This window comes from Paenibacillus sp. 01T442 (assembly GCF_056398345.1).
The window spans coordinates 18,116-36,111 of the sequence record NZ_JBFTPF010000035.1 but is presented as its reverse complement, the minus strand read 5'-3'; the positions used below and the strand labels follow the sequence as shown (position 1 = coordinate 36,111).

General features: G+C 46.1%; 14 protein-coding genes. 4 read left to right on the top strand and 10 right to left on the bottom strand.

What is annotated here, in order from left to right; all coding sequences use genetic code 11:
- Nucleotides 1-42 precede the first annotated feature (42 nt).
- The 6 genes from AC1DLM_RS22170 to AC1DLM_RS22145 form a co-directional block, all read right to left on the bottom strand.
- On the bottom strand, nt 43-1,815 hold the full coding sequence (locus AC1DLM_RS22170; RefSeq protein WP_477571223.1) for a sensor histidine kinase: 1,773 nt from the start codon (nt 1,813-1,815) through the stop codon (nt 43-45).
- Nucleotides 1,816-1,970: 155 nt separating this feature from the next.
- Nucleotides 1,971-2,852 (bottom strand): carbohydrate ABC transporter permease, encoded by an 882-nt coding sequence (locus tag AC1DLM_RS22165; protein WP_477571222.1) that lies wholly within the window; start codon nt 2,850-2,852, stop codon nt 1,971-1,973.
- Nucleotides 2,849-3,760, bottom strand: a complete 912-nt coding sequence (locus tag AC1DLM_RS22160) for a carbohydrate ABC transporter permease (protein ID WP_477571221.1) — start codon at nt 3,758-3,760, stop codon at nt 2,849-2,851. Before AC1DLM_RS22160 ends, AC1DLM_RS22165 begins: the two co-directional genes overlap by 4 nt.
- Nucleotides 3,761-3,844: 84 nt before the next feature.
- The gene (locus AC1DLM_RS22155) at nt 3,845-5,272 is read right to left on the bottom strand and encodes an ABC transporter substrate-binding protein (protein ID WP_477571220.1); all 1,428 of its coding nucleotides are present in this window, start codon (nt 5,270-5,272) and stop codon (nt 3,845-3,847) included.
- 108 nt (nt 5,273-5,380) lie between these two features.
- Nucleotides 5,381-6,703 (bottom strand): response regulator transcription factor, encoded by a 1,323-nt coding sequence (locus tag AC1DLM_RS22150; protein WP_477571219.1) that lies wholly within the window; start codon nt 6,701-6,703, stop codon nt 5,381-5,383.
- 953 nt (nt 6,704-7,656) lie between these two features.
- The gene (locus AC1DLM_RS22145) at nt 7,657-8,109 is read right to left on the bottom strand and encodes a cupin domain-containing protein (RefSeq protein ID WP_477571241.1); all 453 of its coding nucleotides are present in this window, start codon (nt 8,107-8,109) and stop codon (nt 7,657-7,659) included.
- Nucleotides 8,110-8,267: 158 nt separating this feature from the next.
- Here AC1DLM_RS22145 and AC1DLM_RS22140 point away from each other — a divergent pair, with 158 nt between their 5' ends.
- The gene (locus tag AC1DLM_RS22140) at nt 8,268-9,218 is read left to right on the top strand and encodes a hypothetical protein (protein ID WP_477571218.1); all 951 of its coding nucleotides are present in this window, start codon (nt 8,268-8,270) and stop codon (nt 9,216-9,218) included.
- Nucleotides 9,219-9,291: 73 nt separating this feature from the next.
- On the opposite strand, the gene AC1DLM_RS22135 is transcribed toward AC1DLM_RS22140, so the two are convergent.
- The 3 genes from AC1DLM_RS22135 to fucU form a co-directional block, all read right to left on the bottom strand.
- Nucleotides 9,292-11,994, bottom strand: coding sequence for a UxaA family hydrolase (locus AC1DLM_RS22135; protein WP_477571217.1), 2,703 nt, complete (start codon nt 11,992-11,994; stop codon nt 9,292-9,294).
- A 62-nt stretch (nt 11,995-12,056) separates the two neighbouring features.
- On the bottom strand, nt 12,057-13,025 hold the full coding sequence (locus AC1DLM_RS22130) for an aldo/keto reductase (protein ID WP_477571216.1): 969 nt from the start codon (nt 13,023-13,025) through the stop codon (nt 12,057-12,059).
- 69 nt (nt 13,026-13,094) lie between these two features.
- Nucleotides 13,095-13,517 (bottom strand): L-fucose mutarotase, encoded by a 423-nt coding sequence (gene fucU / locus AC1DLM_RS22125; protein WP_477571215.1) that lies wholly within the window; start codon nt 13,515-13,517, stop codon nt 13,095-13,097.
- A gap of 134 nt (nt 13,518-13,651) precedes the next feature.
- On the opposite strand from fucU, the gene AC1DLM_RS22120 reads away from it, so the two are divergent.
- Complete coding sequence (locus tag AC1DLM_RS22120) at nt 13,652-14,659, top strand: LacI family DNA-binding transcriptional regulator (protein ID WP_477571214.1); 1,008 nt, start codon at nt 13,652-13,654, stop codon at nt 14,657-14,659.
- Nucleotides 14,660-14,669: 10 nt separating this feature from the next.
- Here the strand turns inward: AC1DLM_RS22120 and AC1DLM_RS22115 are convergent, their stop codons facing one another.
- The gene (locus tag AC1DLM_RS22115; protein ID WP_477571213.1) at nt 14,670-15,257 is read right to left on the bottom strand and encodes a hypothetical protein; all 588 of its coding nucleotides are present in this window, start codon (nt 15,255-15,257) and stop codon (nt 14,670-14,672) included.
- Between the two features lie 202 nt (nt 15,258-15,459).
- Between AC1DLM_RS22115 and AC1DLM_RS22110 the strand changes: the two genes are divergently transcribed.
- Together AC1DLM_RS22110 and AC1DLM_RS22105 are read left to right on the top strand one after the other, a co-directional pair.
- Nucleotides 15,460-16,623, top strand: a complete 1,164-nt coding sequence (locus AC1DLM_RS22110; protein WP_477571212.1) for an FAD-dependent monooxygenase — start codon at nt 15,460-15,462, stop codon at nt 16,621-16,623.
- Nucleotides 16,624-16,761: 138 nt separating this feature from the next.
- Nucleotides 16,762-17,832 carry a bifunctional 3-deoxy-7-phosphoheptulonate synthase/chorismate mutase gene (locus AC1DLM_RS22105; RefSeq protein ID WP_477571211.1) on the top strand — a complete coding sequence of 357 codons (1,071 nt, stop codon included), beginning with the start codon at nt 16,762-16,764 and terminating at the stop codon, nt 17,830-17,832.
- Nucleotides 17,833-17,996 lie beyond the last annotated feature (164 nt).

Here is a 17,996-nt window from a genome sequence, read left to right as displayed (position 1 = left end):
GCGGGATGTAAGGGTTGCACTTGCACTTTGCAGCTCCCCCCCTTACTTCAAATCCGTCTCATCCATCACCGCTGGAATCTCAATCCACGCCCGCACTCCCTGATCCTCCCGCAACGCATACTGCAGGCCATAGCCTTCCCCGAAATGCAGCTGAATCCGCTTTTGCACATTAATAATACCGAATCCCTTACTACTCTCTTTCCCCTGTAAAATGGCATTCAACATCCCGATATCCGGCATACGATAGCCGTTGTCCTCAACGCTGATAATCAGTTTCCCTTCCGTATGTTTCACCTTGATCCAAAGCTCCCCATCATGGCTCATATTCTTGATTCCGTGGAGGATGGCATTCTCAATAATCGGTTGCAGGAGCACCTTTGGCATTAGAAACCGTTTGGCCTCCTCTTCGATTTCCCAATAAGCCTTAAATGCATACTCATAGCGGAACAGCTGGAGCCGTACATACGCTTCCGCATGATTAATTTCTTCCAGCACCGGAATGAGCAGTTTGCCCTTACTAAGCCCAATCCGCATAATGAGCGACAAATCCTTAATCATTTCTGCTGATTCCGCCGCTMCTTCCATTAACGTATGCCAGTAGACGGACTCCAACGTGTTATAGAGAAGATGTGGATTGATTTGTGTATGTAATATCGACAATTCAACTTCCTTATGCTTTAATTCAAGCTCATATTGATCATAAATCGTTTGATTCAAGCGATTGGTCATACGGATGAAATGATTGCTCAGAAGCATGATCTCATTTTTACTCTCCGCGTGCATGCTAATGGCCAAAGGTTTACCAGGGTGATACGAATTCGTGATTCGAGCCAGCCGAGAAATAGGCTTCAAAATCGATTGGATGAAATACATACTCGCCAAAATCAAAATAAAAAAATAAATCAACATAATCCAATCTACTAAACGTTGAACACTGATATGATCGATAATGATCGATTGGACTGGAACGCGCATCAGCAGCTTAGTCCCCGTAAATTCACTCGTATGTATGACCGACATGATCTCATTACCGCTCTCGATTTGCTTATAAACCCCTTCTTCCTTGCCCTCGGGTACACCAAACTTTGAGCCAATCCCGAAAGCTTCTGTATTCGTAGCTAAGACCGTGTTATCGGGATCTAACAGAAGAATCTGGGCATCTTTGTACTTATCAAAAGGGACGAAATCCATCTGTAAAGGTGTTTCAATACCTGACACAACCAAGTAGCCAATAACCGTTTCGCCGTTATATATACTGTTTAACTGCCTCAAATAGGCCACAGTTTGCGTGTTGTTCGGGTTATGTCCGAATTTATCTATAACACGAATTATCCCCTTGCCCTTCGCATTGCCAACCGCTTTATACCACGAAAGATCCGTCATATCCGTCGAATAAAACACGCCATTATTCAACAGATCTGAATTAGGAACGAACGAATACAACTTATCCTTATCCGAGAAAAACAAGGAATATCGCACCGAATTGGTTGAGTAATTGTTCAAATATTTATCTAACGCTTTGAAAATTTCAAAACGTTCATATTCAGAGGATGATGGAACGCTCACTAATTGTTGGATTTCTTGCGAAATCATAATTTTCTCCGTTTTTTCTTCAAAATCACTGCTTTCACGGTCTAGTGTTAAATGACTTCCCCGGACTAATTGAAGCAGAGCTGTACCAACTTGTTCTTCTRTAATGGATTCCAGCTTTTTGGCAACGACCAAATCCAACACGAGGGTTGGAATCACCACGAAGATGATAAGCAGCAGGATCAACTTTTTCATCAGCTTCATATTTTGCAGCATTGTACGCATCCCTCTTACCATCCTTTCAAAAAGCTTTCCGTCAAGCTGCCAGGAGCAGCACCGCTGTTAGTTAGACTATCAGTACGTTCGCTATGCCGGAAAGAAACTCCTTTAAACGCAAAAGAAAACGCCTCCAGAATTCGCATTCTGAAGGACGCTTCTCCCTATCCTTTCACGCTGGATACTGATAAGCCGCGAATCATAAACTTTTGGAAAATCAAGAAGAACAGTACTGGCGGCAACATCGCCATGGTCAACACCGCGAAGCGTACACTCCATGGAATGACAGAGTTGGAATACACCACATAACGATAAATACCTGTGGCCAGCGGGTACATGCTTTTATCCGTCATCACAATGCTCGGCCAGTAGAAATCATTCCACGTCGTTGAGAACGACAGCATGAGAAGCGTACCAATGATTGGCATCGACAGCGGAATTGCAATCCTAATGAAAGATTTGAACTCACTTGCCCCATCGATACGCGCAGCTTCCAGTACTTCTTTGTGAATGCCATCGAAGAAATTTTTGAGCAGGAGCATGAAATAGGCATTCGCCGCCGCGGGCAGCCAGAAGGCCCAGTAGGTATTGATCATCCCTAAGCTTTTCAAATTCAAAAAGTTAGGTACGATATACGTTGCCGGTGGAATCAACAGTGTGGAGAAAAAGAACAGTGTTATCCATCGCTTGAACGGGACTTTCAAATGAGATAACGCATATGCGGCTAGCCCGATAAACAACAAGGAGCACACGACATTACCAATATAAATGAGAATGGTATTTTTCAAAAACGTCAACAAAGGCAGGTCGAAGCTGTTGAAAGCATCGTCATAATTTTTCCAAATCCAATGTTTCGGAAAAAAAGTGGGAGGAAAGGTAAAAAACTCTTCCCGCGTTTTCAGTGAGCCAAAAAACGTATTCAGAAACGGATAGATGGTCGTAACCGCAATCGCCACGATGAGCAGCACCATGAGGGTGTAACCGAATTTGACGGAACCTTTTTTGAAATCATGCTGGGAAATTAATCCTCGTTCGCCTTGCTTCATGCTTTCTCACTCCTACGCTGCATGACGTTGTAAAGGATGGTCATTCCAATGAGCACAAAGAACATCAAGCTGCCCATGGCACTCGCTTTGCCGAATTCCAAATCACGGAACGCCGTGTGGTTAAGCCATAACAAGTACGTCAGCGTTGCATTATTCGGACCGCCATCCGTCATCGATAGTTGTGCTTGGAAGCCTTGAGAGGTCGTGATCAGTTGGAGAACCAGCAATAATCCCATTAAGGTTTTGATACTAGGCAAAATGATATAGCGAACGCGCTGCCACACACTGGCGCCATCAATTTCAGCAGCTTCGTACAAATCCTTCGGAATCCCGACGATCGCGGCGATATAGATTAACGTAGCCGCACCGAAGCTTTGCCATGTTTCTAGAACAACAATCGAAGCCATCGCTAATTTCGGACTAAAGAACGAAACTTGGTCTATGCCTATTTTCTGCAACAGACTGTTAATCGGCCCTACAGCATCAAAGAACCACATCCACATGCCGTACAAAACAATGGCAGGAACTGCACTAGGTAAATAGCTGATGATACGTGCGGCCCCCTGAAACCGACGAAGCTCGGAAACGGCGATTGCGACTACCGGTGGGATCCAGAAGCCGAGAATAATCCCCAAAGCCATATAGATCAATGTATTCTTAATTGAAATCCAAAGTAGATCATCCTTCAGAATACTCACATAATTTGCTAAGCCAGTGAAATGATTGCCATCAACGAAATCAACGTTGTAGAAGCTATAGAAAATCCCTTTGAAAATAGGCACCCATAGAAAGATAATGAATAAGACGACTTCCGGTAAAATAAACAGCGTACCCCATACATACCAGCTCATTTTCTTCTTCGATACCCGACTTGCTACGATAGGTTGTGAACTCAGCTCTGCATCCATCCTAAACACTCCTTATAGTGAGACAACCTCTACCTACAGCCACTCCAGAATAAGCGGCCGCAGGTAGAAGTAAGTTAGGCTTACCTATTCGACCTTCACTTTGTCAAACGTTTCCGTTTGAACTTTGGTCGCGGCTTCAGACAGTGCTTTTTTCAAGTCCACATCTTTCGTCGTAAATACTTTTTGAATAACATTCGCCATTTCTGTATAGAACTTTTGAGCTTCGTATTGCGCTTCTGGCTTACCATCCCATAGAGCGAGCAATTGTGGGTCGTATTTGAACACGTTATCGTACTTCGTTAAGAGATCTGTATACTTTTTACCGAAATCCGAGGAATCTTTCCAGTAGTTGATCGGTTGTGGAATGTAAACGCGGTTCTTACCTTTACGATCTTCGATTTCTTTCTTCGTGGAGTTCAAGAAATCGTCTGTAAAGTACTCATCCGTAATCCATTTGAACGCCATTTCTTGTTGGTCTTTATCGCTCTTCGGATTAATAACACGATAGTTACCGCCAAGTACGCCCGTATGTTTGCCGCCTTTCGTAAATGAAGGCATAGGATACACAACGAGATCATCCTTACTGATGCCGCCTTCGTTAATCGCCGTATCCGCTGCGTTACCGCTACCACACATAACCATCGCGCCACGCCMTTGAGCAAATGCATTCAAAGCGTCGCCATAACCAAGTGCCCAGTTCTGCGGGATCAGGTTCTCATCCTTCAGCTTCTTGTAGAATTCAAGCGCTTGCAAACCAGCGTCCGAATTGAACACGCCGACTACTTTACCATTATCTAGTTTCTGTACATCGCCACCTGCAGCATACAGGAAATTCGTCCAGTTCCAGCCCGCTTCCGGCCCTTTACCCATAGGAATAAAGCCTGCAATCCCCTTCGCTGGATCATTGATTTTGCGAGCTGCTGCCAGCAGATCATCCCAAGTCCAATCCATTGGCGGCAAGTCTACGCCTTTCTCTTTGAACAGCTTTTTATTCAACGTGATCGTCATGACGTAACCATCAATCGGCACACCGTATGTTTTCCCATTTACGACAAAAGGTTTGGAAAGTAGATCATTCATATCCTTGGCATGTGCCMATGAAGTCATGGAATCGGTAATGTCTGCGACCCATTTCTTATCGACAAGCACTTTGCCTTCCGTTGCATACGTCGTATACTCGGTTGGCGCACTGTTCGAAGCCATTTTGATCCCGATTTCGAGCGGATTGTACTGCCAGTCGTCCTTTTTGAAATCAGCATTCGGGAATTTGGTTTTAAAACGAGCAATACGCTGATCTAACTGATCATTCTTCTCTTTTTGATCGGCTTTAAAGCTTTGAGCTGTAATCGTTACTTTCTTGGCAACAGGTGCAGCTGTTGCAGCAGCTGGCGTGGATTCTTTTGCCGCTGGAGCTGGGCTTGTCGTGCTTGATGTTCCATTGCCGGAACTGCACCCCGCTATCAATACCGTTAAAGCAATCGCACTCATTGTAGACGCTTTCTTTGCTCTCATGTTTGGTTCCCCTTTCGAATCGCATTCACTTGTAGTTGCTACATTTTTGATTATAAGGGGAGTTCAAGGCAAGGGCGATGTGTCGTATTACGCTAAGTATGTCGTATGTTACGCACCTGTTTGCTTCACTTCCGAGATATTAATTCCGAAATGTTTTTTGAAAATTTTGCTAAAATGCTCCGGTGATTCGTAACCGATTTCTTCGGAAATCTCGTAGCGTCGTTTATCCGTCGTCAGAATGAGACGCTTCCCTTCTTCCATCCGCMGCTTCGTGACATAGTCCCAGATGTTCGTGCCCATCACTTTTTTGAACAAATAGCTCAAATAATTCGGACTTAAATGCACCGCATCTGCGATATCCTGCAGCTTCAACCCTTTATCGCAGAAATGACCCTCTATGTACACTTTGGTCTCATATACGATTCGGTTGTTCGCCTMATCTACGCCAGTTATGGTTAATTCGGGATCCTGATTGATGCTGTCTTTATCCTCAATATAGAACATATAGTGACCTTTATTGCTTTCACAACAAGTTAGGCTCTCGAGTGCTTCTTTATACATCACTGGCCACTGCGTTATGCCCTCATGGATGCGACTGATGCCGATAAGACTCTTTACATTCAAGTATTTCAGCAGATTCGTATGAATCATTTGAGCCACCATCAAAAGCTGGTTCACACGCATCGAGCCACGGCTTTCCTCTTCCATAATTTGCAGCAGCAAGGTGAAGGTCGAGTTATGATTATTAAAAACAAGATGGCTCCACTGACTCGCAGTTTCCTCCATAATGTTCAACGCTGCGTATTTCAACAAACTGCGATCCTTCAACGTGGATATTTCCTGATCATGAATACCGCCACGTTCTAATGATAATTTAATAGTCAATATGCTAAAATACGTGCCATTCATGCGATTATCCAGTGTCTCTTTTATTGTAGGAACCTCGGACTCATGGATCGTTCCTGTCACCAATTCATTCAAATAATAATTCGTCTCATGCGTCATGTGCCCAGGCAGGGAACGCGAGCCTTCCCAATTCGCGAAGCGCTGACCTTTCTCTTCCTTTTCCTTCAACAGCTTGGTCACAACGGAAATGAGATGCGGCGGCGTAATCGGCTTTACCAAATACTCTTTCGCTCCAAAACGGATCGCTTTCTGTGCATACTCAAACTCACCATGCGCCGACAAAATCACAATCGGAATCGAAGGATCCTCTAAGAAAATGTTCTCGATCAACTCGATCCCATTCATTTTCTCCATCTGAATATCTGTAAAAACAAGGTCAATTTTCTCCAAATGTATAAAATCCAGCGCCTCAAACCCGTTATACGCGATGAATACCTCGTTAATGTCCAACTTGGACTGCTTCAAAATCGTCGCAACACCCTTGCAAATCATTGGCTCATCATCTACAACCAAAATATTAACCATGCTGCCACCTCGTTCATTTACTTGCCATAACTCCATTTTATTGTACAACAATCGATGTGAATATGTGTTTTATTACGTTTATTGTGTGGGATGTGTGGATGGCGATTTATTCGAGTTGTACGGGCGCTGGCGTTTTGTGCGCTAGCGTGCGATCGCCGACGGGGACACTCTCCTTGCGCACAATAATTGTGCGCTAGCGTGCTGTCGCCGACCGGGATAATCCCCTTGCGCACAATATTTGTGCGCTAGCGTGCTGTCGCCGACCGGGATAATCCCCTTGCGCACAATATTTGTGCGCTAGCGTGCTGTCGCTGACCGGGATAATCCCCTTGCGCACAATAATTGTGCGCTAGCGTGCTGTCGCCGACGGGGACACTCTCCTTGCGCACAATATTTGTGCGCTAGCGTACTGTCGCCGACAGGATACTCTCCTTGCGCACAATATTTGTGCGCTAGCGTGCTGTCGCCGACAGGATACTCTCCTTGCGCACAATATTTGTGCGCTAGCGTGCTGTCGCCGACGGGGACACTCTCCTTGCGCACAATATTTGTGCGCTAGCGTGCTGTCGCCGACGGGGATAATCCCGTTGCGCACAATATTTGTGCGCTAGCGTGCGGTCACCGACGGGGATAATCCCGTTGCGCACAATATTTGTGCGCTAGCGTGCGGTCGCCGACGGGGACACTCTCCTTGCGCACAATATTTGTGCGCTAGCGTGCTGTCGCCGACGGGGACACTCTCCTTGCGCACAATATTTGTGCGCTAGCGTGCGAATGGCGGAAAGCCTACAAGCTTTCCACATTTAGAAGATAATAAAACGCCGCCAGCTCCAAAAAAGAGCTAGCGGCGTATGCTTTACGCTTAAAATCATTCTTATCTTCAAGATACCAAATTACTTGGCACTTAGCAAAATCTATCTATCTATCTATCTATCTATCTATCTATCTATCTATCATCTCTTAATTAATCTGAAATCATCATAATGGAACCCCGGTGCAACGACACAGGAAACCAGAACGGGTTCATCGCCTAGCGGTCGCGCCATTTGCCATACATGTGCTGGGACAAGAGCCTGTGGATGCTGACCGTTCAGTACATCAGGACCTAGAATAATCTCCTGTGTCGCTTTCGGCTGCTCGCTCGTTCCTCCTAAGGTAAGCACGATCGGGCTGCCCGAGTGCCATAACCATAACTCGTCGGACAATACCGTGTGCCATTCCGAAAATTCATCTGGGTGAAGCAGGAAATAGATCGAAGTTGCTGCGTATCGCGAACCCGAGTAGGCTGCATGGAGTACTTCTTTAGGGATTTCGAATGAGGCTTTCCATAGCTCTTTGTACCATCCACCCTCAKGGTGCGGTTTCAAATCTAACGTTTGAACAAGTGGTGAAAGTTGTTTGGTAATCATATGATTTCTCCTATTTCTCTCTAAACTTACAAAGTATGAATTATACCATACTGAAGTCACATATTGTATATGTAAGAATTTCCGAAACCCCCGACCGTTACGCACGTATTGAAAAAGGGATCCATCTAACAAATGCTGGGAAACGAGGGAAGAAGATGCCAGATAATCTTAACCTTCAATTGAGGGTTGCGAAAGAACGGATGTTTCGTCTGCATAAAGCAAAACGCAAAAGAGAAGATCTTCTGAATAGAGTATATGAGCAGGAACGTCTCATAGGACGGCTTGAGTTACAACTGGAATCAGAGCAGGCAGATGTAGAGCGATTAACGCGAATGTCACTTGCAAATTTATTCCACACGATTCTTCGCAGTAAATCCGAGCAACTTGAAATGGAACGGCAACAAGTCCTTAACGCTGCTCTTCAATTAGAAACTGCCAAACAGGCACTTCTGGATGCACAGAATGCTTTGATTCAAGTCGGTGATGACCTCGCCAACTATCAACGCGCCGCAGACGACTATAAGAAGCTAATGACAGTGAAGGAAGCCGCGCTCTTTAACGCACCGCTATTATCTAGAGAGCTTGAACGAATGGACGACAACATCGATGATCAGAAGCTTTTGGTCAAAGAACTGCAAGAAGCGCTGACTGCTGGAAAGCTTGTTCTAGCTTCCTTGACAGACGCTTCCAATAGTCTAGAGAAGGCAGAAAATTGKGGGAAATGGGACTTATGKGGTGGCGGCGGCTTGATTAGCAYCCATGCAAAGCATACGCATGTGGATGATGCCAAACAGTTTATTCATCAGGCTAATCACCAGATCCTCAATTTTCGTGACGAACTAAACGACTTGAATCGGAGTTTTCAAATTGAAATTGATATCAGCAACACGCTGAAAATGGCTGACTATTGGTTTGATGGCCTCATTGCAGACTGGATTGTACAAGGTCGGATCACGAATTCTCAGAGCCAAACGCTTTCAGCCATGAATAAAATTCGCCCTGTCGTTTCACAGTTGCAAAAGGAGTTTTCGGCCGCAGAGGCTACGCTAGCTGACCTGATTACGAAACGGATCAATTGGATCGAAGAATCTAACTTGGACAGTTGACAATAAAGAGCCACCCCCAACCAACGTTGAGAGTGGCTTTTTCCATACCTCAGATTCTAATTCCAAATTTATATCACAACGAAACACCTAAGAAGCCACGTGTTAATTGGAAATCAACATTACCCTGCTGGTAGAGACGAGGTGTATAGGTATGCTCAATGACTTGCTTGACGCGCTCAAGAATCCTGTTCGTCCACTCATTCGTATCTCCACTGAGCAGCAAATCTAGATCATTGTCATTGTTTTGCAGCATTTCCGTTTCCGATGATATTTGCAGCATAGGAACGAACGGATGCGTCTGCATCGGACGATTACCGACAAGCGCTATAATTAATTCTACACCCGTGGCAGCTAAGCCAGTAACCGTCTCCACCCAATGCTCCGTCGGGGTCTCCATGATGTGGAAGCCATTGCGACGGACATGCTCCCCATAGGCAATTGACGGCAGGACATCGGACGAAGTCAATATATTTCGGCTATAAGAAGCCGTGGAAAGCAGATCGCTGTTCGCAGGAATAACCACTAAGCCACCAGCGCCAACTATCATCTTGGTCAGCTTCACCAGTTGTTCTCCTTCATCATCGGAGATGGAACCATCGCTTATGATGCCAATACGCAGTCCTTCCAGACCGACTGTCTCCTTCTCAGTTGCTCCAGCTGCTGCCACTTGATCGGCAAACCACGCTTCTACCTTCTGCGTCACCTTCGTAATTCCGCCATCAAGCTGAATACTCGCAAAACCGAGGCGGCTCGTTTCAACACCCATCTCTTCCATCAGATGATGCATATAGTCGTTATGGGTTTTCTCACAGCCATGCTCCAGCAGCAAACAATGTTTCACCATCGGATGAGTGATGTAACCGATCATTGTGCGGGCATACAACTTTTCAGCTTGCCCCCCCGAATTACCGCAGCCTTCCGTATGTGCCAAAGCCACAAAACGTGAGATCTCAGGTTGCCCAACACCCTGTTTATTCAGCTTTTGCGTTATCATATTTGCTACCTGTCCAGCACAGAGACTGGTCGGCAAGATTAAGCCGATGTTGTCGCTGGCCTGGCGGTTTTGATGACGTATGAAGGAGAATTGAAACGAGCTATTACTGACATCTGAATCCTCTAGAATCTCAATAGGCTCTCCCGTTGGCTTATAAGGATGGAGCAATAACTCCAGCTGACTTGCATCGTTTTGCTGCCAATTGCGCCAGATCTGCACCTGGGAATGACCCGCCTTCTCACCGACACTGCGTTGACCAGAAGCTGTTTGGATAGTCAGTTCGAAGACCTCTTTGCCAAGCTCATCCATTGACACGCCTTCCAGAAATTTACCAGCGTTGACATCCATATCATTATTCAGCAATTGGTAGCGGCGCGTCGTCGTGACGACCTTGACCGTCGGCACGTAAGGGAAATTAGTGATCGAGCCGTTCCCCGTCGTAAAGAAGATCATATTACAGCCTGCAGCCACCTGTCCGGCGATGCTCTCGAGGTCGTTGCCAGGACTATCCATGAAATAGTATCCGCCATCTTTCATGAGCTCCCCGTATTCTGTGGCATAATCGAGGCGAGTGATCGGATCTTTCTTGCGAGCAGCACCAATGGATTTGAGATAAATGTTATAAAGGCCGCGAAATATATTGCCACCGGATGGATTTCCTTCTGCACTAGCACCGTGCCAAGACGTGCGCTCTTTGAAACGGTTCACAAGTTCTAGGAATTTATTTGCGGTTTCAAAGTTACGAACCTTCGACAGAATATAGGGTTCCGCGCCAATTAATTCATCGGTTTCGGCTATGCTGGCAGCTCCGCCGTAGCGTACCAATTCTTCTGAAATCCAACCAAGCAGCGGGTTCGCTGAAATACCAGAAAAAGCGTCCGAGCCACCGCATTGCAGTCCAATCTTCAGGTGACTAATGGATTCCTCCGTCCGTTGCATCGCATTAACAGTAGGCAGCCACTCCTTTATGACTTCTTCGCCTTGAGCCAGATTCTGTTCAAAGCCACCTTCGAGCGACACAAACTTATGCAACACATCATCGATCGGATAGCTGTGTTCTCGCAAATACGCTTCCACCATCTTATTGGTTACCGGTTCATTGCCATAATCAACTACCAAGACTGCACCCACGTTAGGGTTCACGATAAATCCAGCGAGCGTCCGCAGCAGTAAATCCAGGTTATTAAGCTTATCCGTGCTGCCCTCGGTATGCGCCACAGGTACAATCCCATCGATTTGGGGATAGTTCTTCAGTTCACCTTGTAGTCGAGCGGCAAGCTGCTTCGAATAGCTACCCGTAAGCGAGGTGGTACCTAACACGACTATGTGGTTACGGGTACCAACGCCACGAGGTTCACTGCGACGATAACCCATAAATGTACGAATATCTGAGTAAGCTGGTGATGCTGGTGCAGGCTTAAAGTTCTCCTCAGCAAAAACAAATGGAGGAATTTGATCCGTAAAATTAGGCTGAGCTGGCAGAGTGAATTTCAGCTGACGCCCGCTAAGTGCGTCCAATACCGCTTCATTGATCACATATTGACCGGGCTGAATCTCTTGCAGAGCCACGCCAAACGGCATTTCCCAAGAAAGCAGTTCAACACCGGGATTTATTGTCTTCACAGCAAACCGATGACCTTCCAAAACAGTATAATCTATGACCAAGGTTTCGCCTTCAAAATGAATAACGGTGCCAGCGTCCAAATTTCGAGTCGCAACGGCACAGTTATCGCCAGGTAATGGAAGTCTAGCAATTTCATCAAACTGGTAAATTTCATTCATCGATACCTATCTCCTTTTGATAATTACTCATCAATTACCTTGTTAGATTGAGCTCAACAATTTTATGAGAATCTCTCTGATTCAGGATCCTCAGTCGAATATTCAATGCTGTCCAGTGTTGGCCAAAGCTCTAATGGAATTGGAAAATTGGCAAGTTCCAACGTCTGTGCTACTCGTTCCGGCTTGCTCATGCCAACGACAGTACTCGCGATGCGGGAGTCACGCATGGAGAATTGGAGTGCAGCAGCGGCAAGGGGGACATCATATTCCTGGCAGATCTTCATGAAGGATCTTGCACGTTCAATTAACAAAGGAGGTGCCTCACTATACGCATAACGCGCGTAAGCATCCGGCCCTTTTGCTAATATTCCGCTGCCATAAGGTGCGGCGTTAATGACAGCAACCCCCAATTGATTGGCGATATCAAGCAACGGCTCCGCTGAGCGATTGAGCAGTGTATAGCGATTGTGGGTCTCAACGGCGCTAAACTCCCCTGTCTCTACGTAACGAATTAGCATGTCGATGGGGCCTCCAGATATGCCAATGTGATCTATGATTCCCTGATTCTTGAAGTTTTTCAGCACCTCAAGCGGCCCACCTGTTCCCATAATATTTTCAAAGGTGGAATGCTCCGGGTCATGGATATAGACATATTGCAGACGATCTAGCCCTAATCGAATGAGACTTTCTTCAATGGATTTTTTTATTTGATCTCCGCTGAAATCTCCAGTCCGTAAACAACGGTCTGCTTTGGTGGCAAGTACAAAACCCGACGGTAATCCACCGTTCTCTTTAATTACCTTGCCAATGCGACGCTCACTCTCGCCTTCACCATAGGCAGCCGCAGTGTCGAGAAAGTTAATCGAGCTTGCAAAGGCAGCGCGAATTGTGTCCAAAGCTGTTTCCTCTGGAGCATTAAAAGTAAAGATTTCCGGCATATCACCAAGTGGAGCTCCACCAACACAGAGCGGAGAGACAAACAAGCCCGTATTACCAATTGGTCTTTTTGAGTTAAGGGATGCAGTTGACATAAAGTAACCTCGCTTCTTATTGAGTATGAATACAGCTCTATTACCTAAGAGTTATCGATAATTCAATTATTAACTAATTACGCCCTTTTTTAAAATAATATTGGCATACAGCGCCTTTTCACTCGTCGCCACAATGGCATAAGCTTTTTTTGCGCGCTCATAAAATGCAAACCGTTCTACATATTCAATAGCTGGTGTAGCATGTTCACGGATGATCCCCTCGTATTCGCCCCAGATCGGTGTTTCAACTGGATCTCCAGGAACAACAGCCATAAGCGCAACAGGCTGATCGCTGTATGTATCAAGTGGATACAAGGATAATACCGCTTTCAACAATTCCGGTACTCCATGACCATCACAACGTAATAGACGGTTTGCATGACTGGCTGCCGGGAAATTCCCGTCTGCCAAGATGATTTCATCCCCATGCCCCATCTCCATTAACACTTTGAGCAACTCAGGCGAAAGGATGGAAGGTATCCCTTTTAACATCAYCAACATCTCCTTGAATAGTATGTGTTACCGATAACTCAAAATTAACAACTTTATGTCTTGCTGTCAATCCTTTATTTCTATACAATATGAAATACATGAAATCATAGCAGTCTGGCAAAGGAGATTAACACGTGATAACAATCTATGACATCGCCGAGAAGGCCGGTGTTTCCGCGATGACGGTTTCCCGAGTGATCAATAATACGGGCCGAATCAGCGAAGAGACGCGTAAGCGAGTGCGGAAAGTCATGGAAGAGCTCCATTATATTCCGAATGCATTGGCACGCAGCTTAGTTTCCCAGAAGACGAATCTCATTTCTCTTCTCATCACGGATATTACCAATCCGTTCTATACAACTTTAGCACGAGGCGCTGAGGATGCAGCGAAGAAGGCGGGCTATCGATTGCTTTTTGCTAATAGTGATGAGGATTATGAAAAAGAGAAAGATTACGTCGATATGATTCTATCTACACGGGTAGATGGCGTTTTATTCGCACCAGCAGGCGATCATTCTCATGACAATTTACTGCAATTGCAGAAACATCAGATTCCATTTGTTGTATTGGATCGGGAAATCCCCGGTATTGACGCGGATGTTGTCCTTGGCGACAGCAAAGAAGGCGCACGCAATCTAGTTGAACATTTGATTGTACAGGGGCATCAGCGTATCGCTTTAATTAATGGTTCACAGGATGTTTCAACAGCTCGATTGCGATATTTAGGCTACAATGAGGCGCTTCAACTAGGCGGAATAACCCCCGATGATTCACTCGTGCTCCATCTGGGTTACCGCGATTTCCACGATGAGACCGCACTCCATGAGCTGCTCCAGCTTGACGTTCCCCCTACCGCTATTTTCGCAGCTAATAATATGCTGGCCCTTGGAGTCATCCAATCCCTGCGCCATCGCGGCCTACAAGTACCAAGGGATATGTCTGTAGTCTGTTTCGACGACTTCKGACCAGCAGGTGCAATCAATCCATTTCTCACCGTTGCGTCACAACCAGCTTACCAATTCGGGAAATTAGGCATGCAACTACTAATTGAACGCATAGAAGGAGAAGCTAGCGTTGCATCACGCAGAATCATGCTGCCTTCTGAGCTCATTGTTCGCTCATCCACACAACCTCTCTCATAGAGATAGCGAGCTATTGTTCTTCCCATTTATGAACAATAGCCGCAATGATTTCTTCCTTCGTCTGCTCCGACAACCCATTCCGAAGCTCCGTTATAAACTCAATAAAAAGCAGCGACAACAGCTCATTCAATTCCATATTCAATGGATGATGATGCTTCCAGTTCATATCATCGAAAAATACACGCATCCGATTTACCTCGGCTGGGTGTAATCTTACGTTTAATGTTAGAAAAGAAGTCCCCTCTGAATGTCCCTCCTGAAAAGATAACCCCCACTGAAAGCCAGGCACACTCCCCGCGGGCGGTCGTTCATTCGGATTTGCATTTGCTATAACGCTGCCATATTTAGTTCTAAGCTGCAGTATATACGTATACAGATCCTTACCTTTACGGACGTGATCCATGAAATTATCAAATAAAAGCTTAACAAGAAAGGTTTTATTAATCCCACTAAGCTCATCTTGTGATGTGTACACAATATCCTCCAAGAACGCATCTGCCCGGTCAAAATAGTCGCGAGGCGCCCGTACTTTGACAGTATGGTAGATGTCTGTTGTTCCTTTTTGAAATAAACCCGTCCATGATTTTAATGTGAGCATCCCGTATTCCCCCTTCTTCTCCCCTCCTAAACTATTATTCCAAATCTAGCAGAAAAATGACTACAACTAAAAGAGACTACCCATTTATATCTGAACGAATATGACTACGAGCATACTTTTGTGGGTGGTCATCAGCACGCTCATTGTTTATGATGAGACTACGTAGTATAGCGGTGATCTAACGAAGCTGGAGGTTATACATATGGATGCAGTAACGTCACGGAAAGCGATAGTAATTGGAGCGGGAATCGGTGGATTATGTACAGCATTGTCACTTCAGCAGCAAGGATGGCGAGTCTCAGTATACGACAAGGCATCATCACTGAGAGAAGCCGGGGCTGGAATTGTGCTCGCAGCCAACGCCATGAAAGCACTCGATTTGCTTGGCATTGGAGAAGCCATCCGGTACGTGGGGGCACCCGTTGTTCATGCTGACATTCGAAGGTGGGATGGCACACTGATTACAAGCCTTCCAGCTGCCAAACAAGCGGCACTATACGGAACGCAAAGCTATGTCATTCATAGAGCTGACTTGCAAGCAATTCTTGTGCAARCAGTAACGGCGACGACACCTATTCAAACCAATAAACAATGGATCGATGGGATTCAGAGTGATCGAGGAGTAATCGCCGTTTTCAAAGACGGTACACAGGAAAAGGCTGATGTCATTATTGGTGCCGATGGGTTTCACTCTGCCGTACGAGAACGGCTTTTTGGTCAAAGTCCAGTCCGTTATTCGGGATATATGGCTTTAAGAGGCGTGTGTAATCAGGAGGAGACCCGCAACACAACTAATGGCGGGGGCTTCGAGGCCTTGGGACCAGGAAGACGTTTCGGTCTCTCAAGTCTTGGCAACGGTCGTGTCTTCTGGTTTGCCGCGATTAATGCTCCTCAAGGAAAACTACCTCCGGTAGAAGAGAGACAATCTGAACTGCTGCGTCAATTTCACGGTTGGTATAGTCCAATCGCATCTGCTATTGAAGCAACGGAAGCATCAACGATTCTGGCCCATGACATCGTTGACCGCCCCCCATTACCAAAGTGGAGTTCAGGCACGATGACGCTCCTCGGCGATGCCGCACATCCGATGATGCCCAATTTGGGACAGGGAGGTGCGCAAGCGATTGAAGATGCCATTGTACTGGCAAGATGCCTCCGAAATCCCGATATCCCGACTGCACTTTCAGCATATGAGAAGGAGCGTATGGATCGAGCAAACCGAATCGTGCGGATGTCTCGGTCGATGGGAAGAATGGTACAACTCGAGAACCCAATTCTGATCTACTTACGTAATAGTATGCTAGCCTCCTTGTCTGATGCCCGTTATATAAGCCGGTTCGATCCTATCATTGGATATGAGTTGTAGAATTTCTAATTCACTTCTATAAACATCTTTTTACTGAAAGAAACTGCACATCGGCTACCTTGTAACATAAATTGGTTTATGCGCATAAATATCAAAGCGGTAAAGCCAATATGATGTAAATCCAAAGGGTGAACATAGATGGAGAACACAAGTATCGATGCCTTAAGAGATCGAATTGATGAAATTAACGAGAGTCTGCGGGAACTACTCTCCGAAAGAGCACGCATTACCCAAGAGATCGGGCTGGAGAAGGAAAAACAAGGCGTGCCGAAATTCGACCCGCTACGCGAAAAGAAAATGCTAGACGCCTTGGTTGCACGAAATACAGGCCCTTTCGATGACGATACCATTCGTCACCTTTTCAAACAAATCTTCCAAGCCTCGCTGACTCTGCAACAAACAGTTCACAAGAAACAGCTGCTCGTTAGTCGTAAGCGGCAACAAGCAGACACCATCATTCAACTTGGTCCGGCCGCCATCGGCGGAGGTAAACCGATCATGATCRCGGGTCCCTGCTCGGTCGAGAGTTACGAGCAAGTACGCGCAGTTGCTGCGGCTATGAAAAGCGCTGGCGTGACTGTGCTGCGCGGCGGCGCCTTCAAGCCTCGCACATCCCCCTATGATTTCCAGGGGCTAGGCTTGGAAGGCTTACGAATTCTCAAAGATGTTGCCGACGAATTCGGACTCCAGACGATCAGCGAAATCGTGGATCCCGCCCATATCGAAATCGCGGGCCAATACATCGACGTGATCCAAATTGGCGCAAGAAACATGCACAATTTCGAACTACTGAAGGCGGCAGGAGAGGTTCGCATTCCCATTCTTTTGAAACGCGGCCTGTCTGCTACGCTTGACGAATTCCTGCATGCTGCCGAATACATCCTATCTCGCGGCAATACGCAGGTGATGTTAATTGAACGTGGCATCCGAACCTATGAGCTGGCGACGCGAAATACACTCGACATCTCAGCAGTTCCAATTCTGAAGCAAGAGAGCCATTTGCCTGTCTTGGTCGATGTGACCCATTCCACGGGACGCAAGGATATTTTCGCACCTTGTGCCAAGGCAGCCTTGGCCGCTGGAGCGGATGGGATCATGGTCGAAGTCCATCCAAATCCGGCGACTGCGCTTTCCGATGCCCAGCAACAGTTGACGATTGAGGAGTTCAGCCAATTTTATGCGGCGATTCAAAGTTCAGGATTGTTTTAACGATCATTCTCGATTCCCACGCATCTCCACCGCCGGAAACCCTCTGCCACACAACGCTTTAGTGATGAATAACATCACTATAGTCGTGTATCGAGGGCAACTTCTACGCAATTGTGATGTAAAACATCACTAAACACGCGAACGATAGTGATCTTACCGACTTA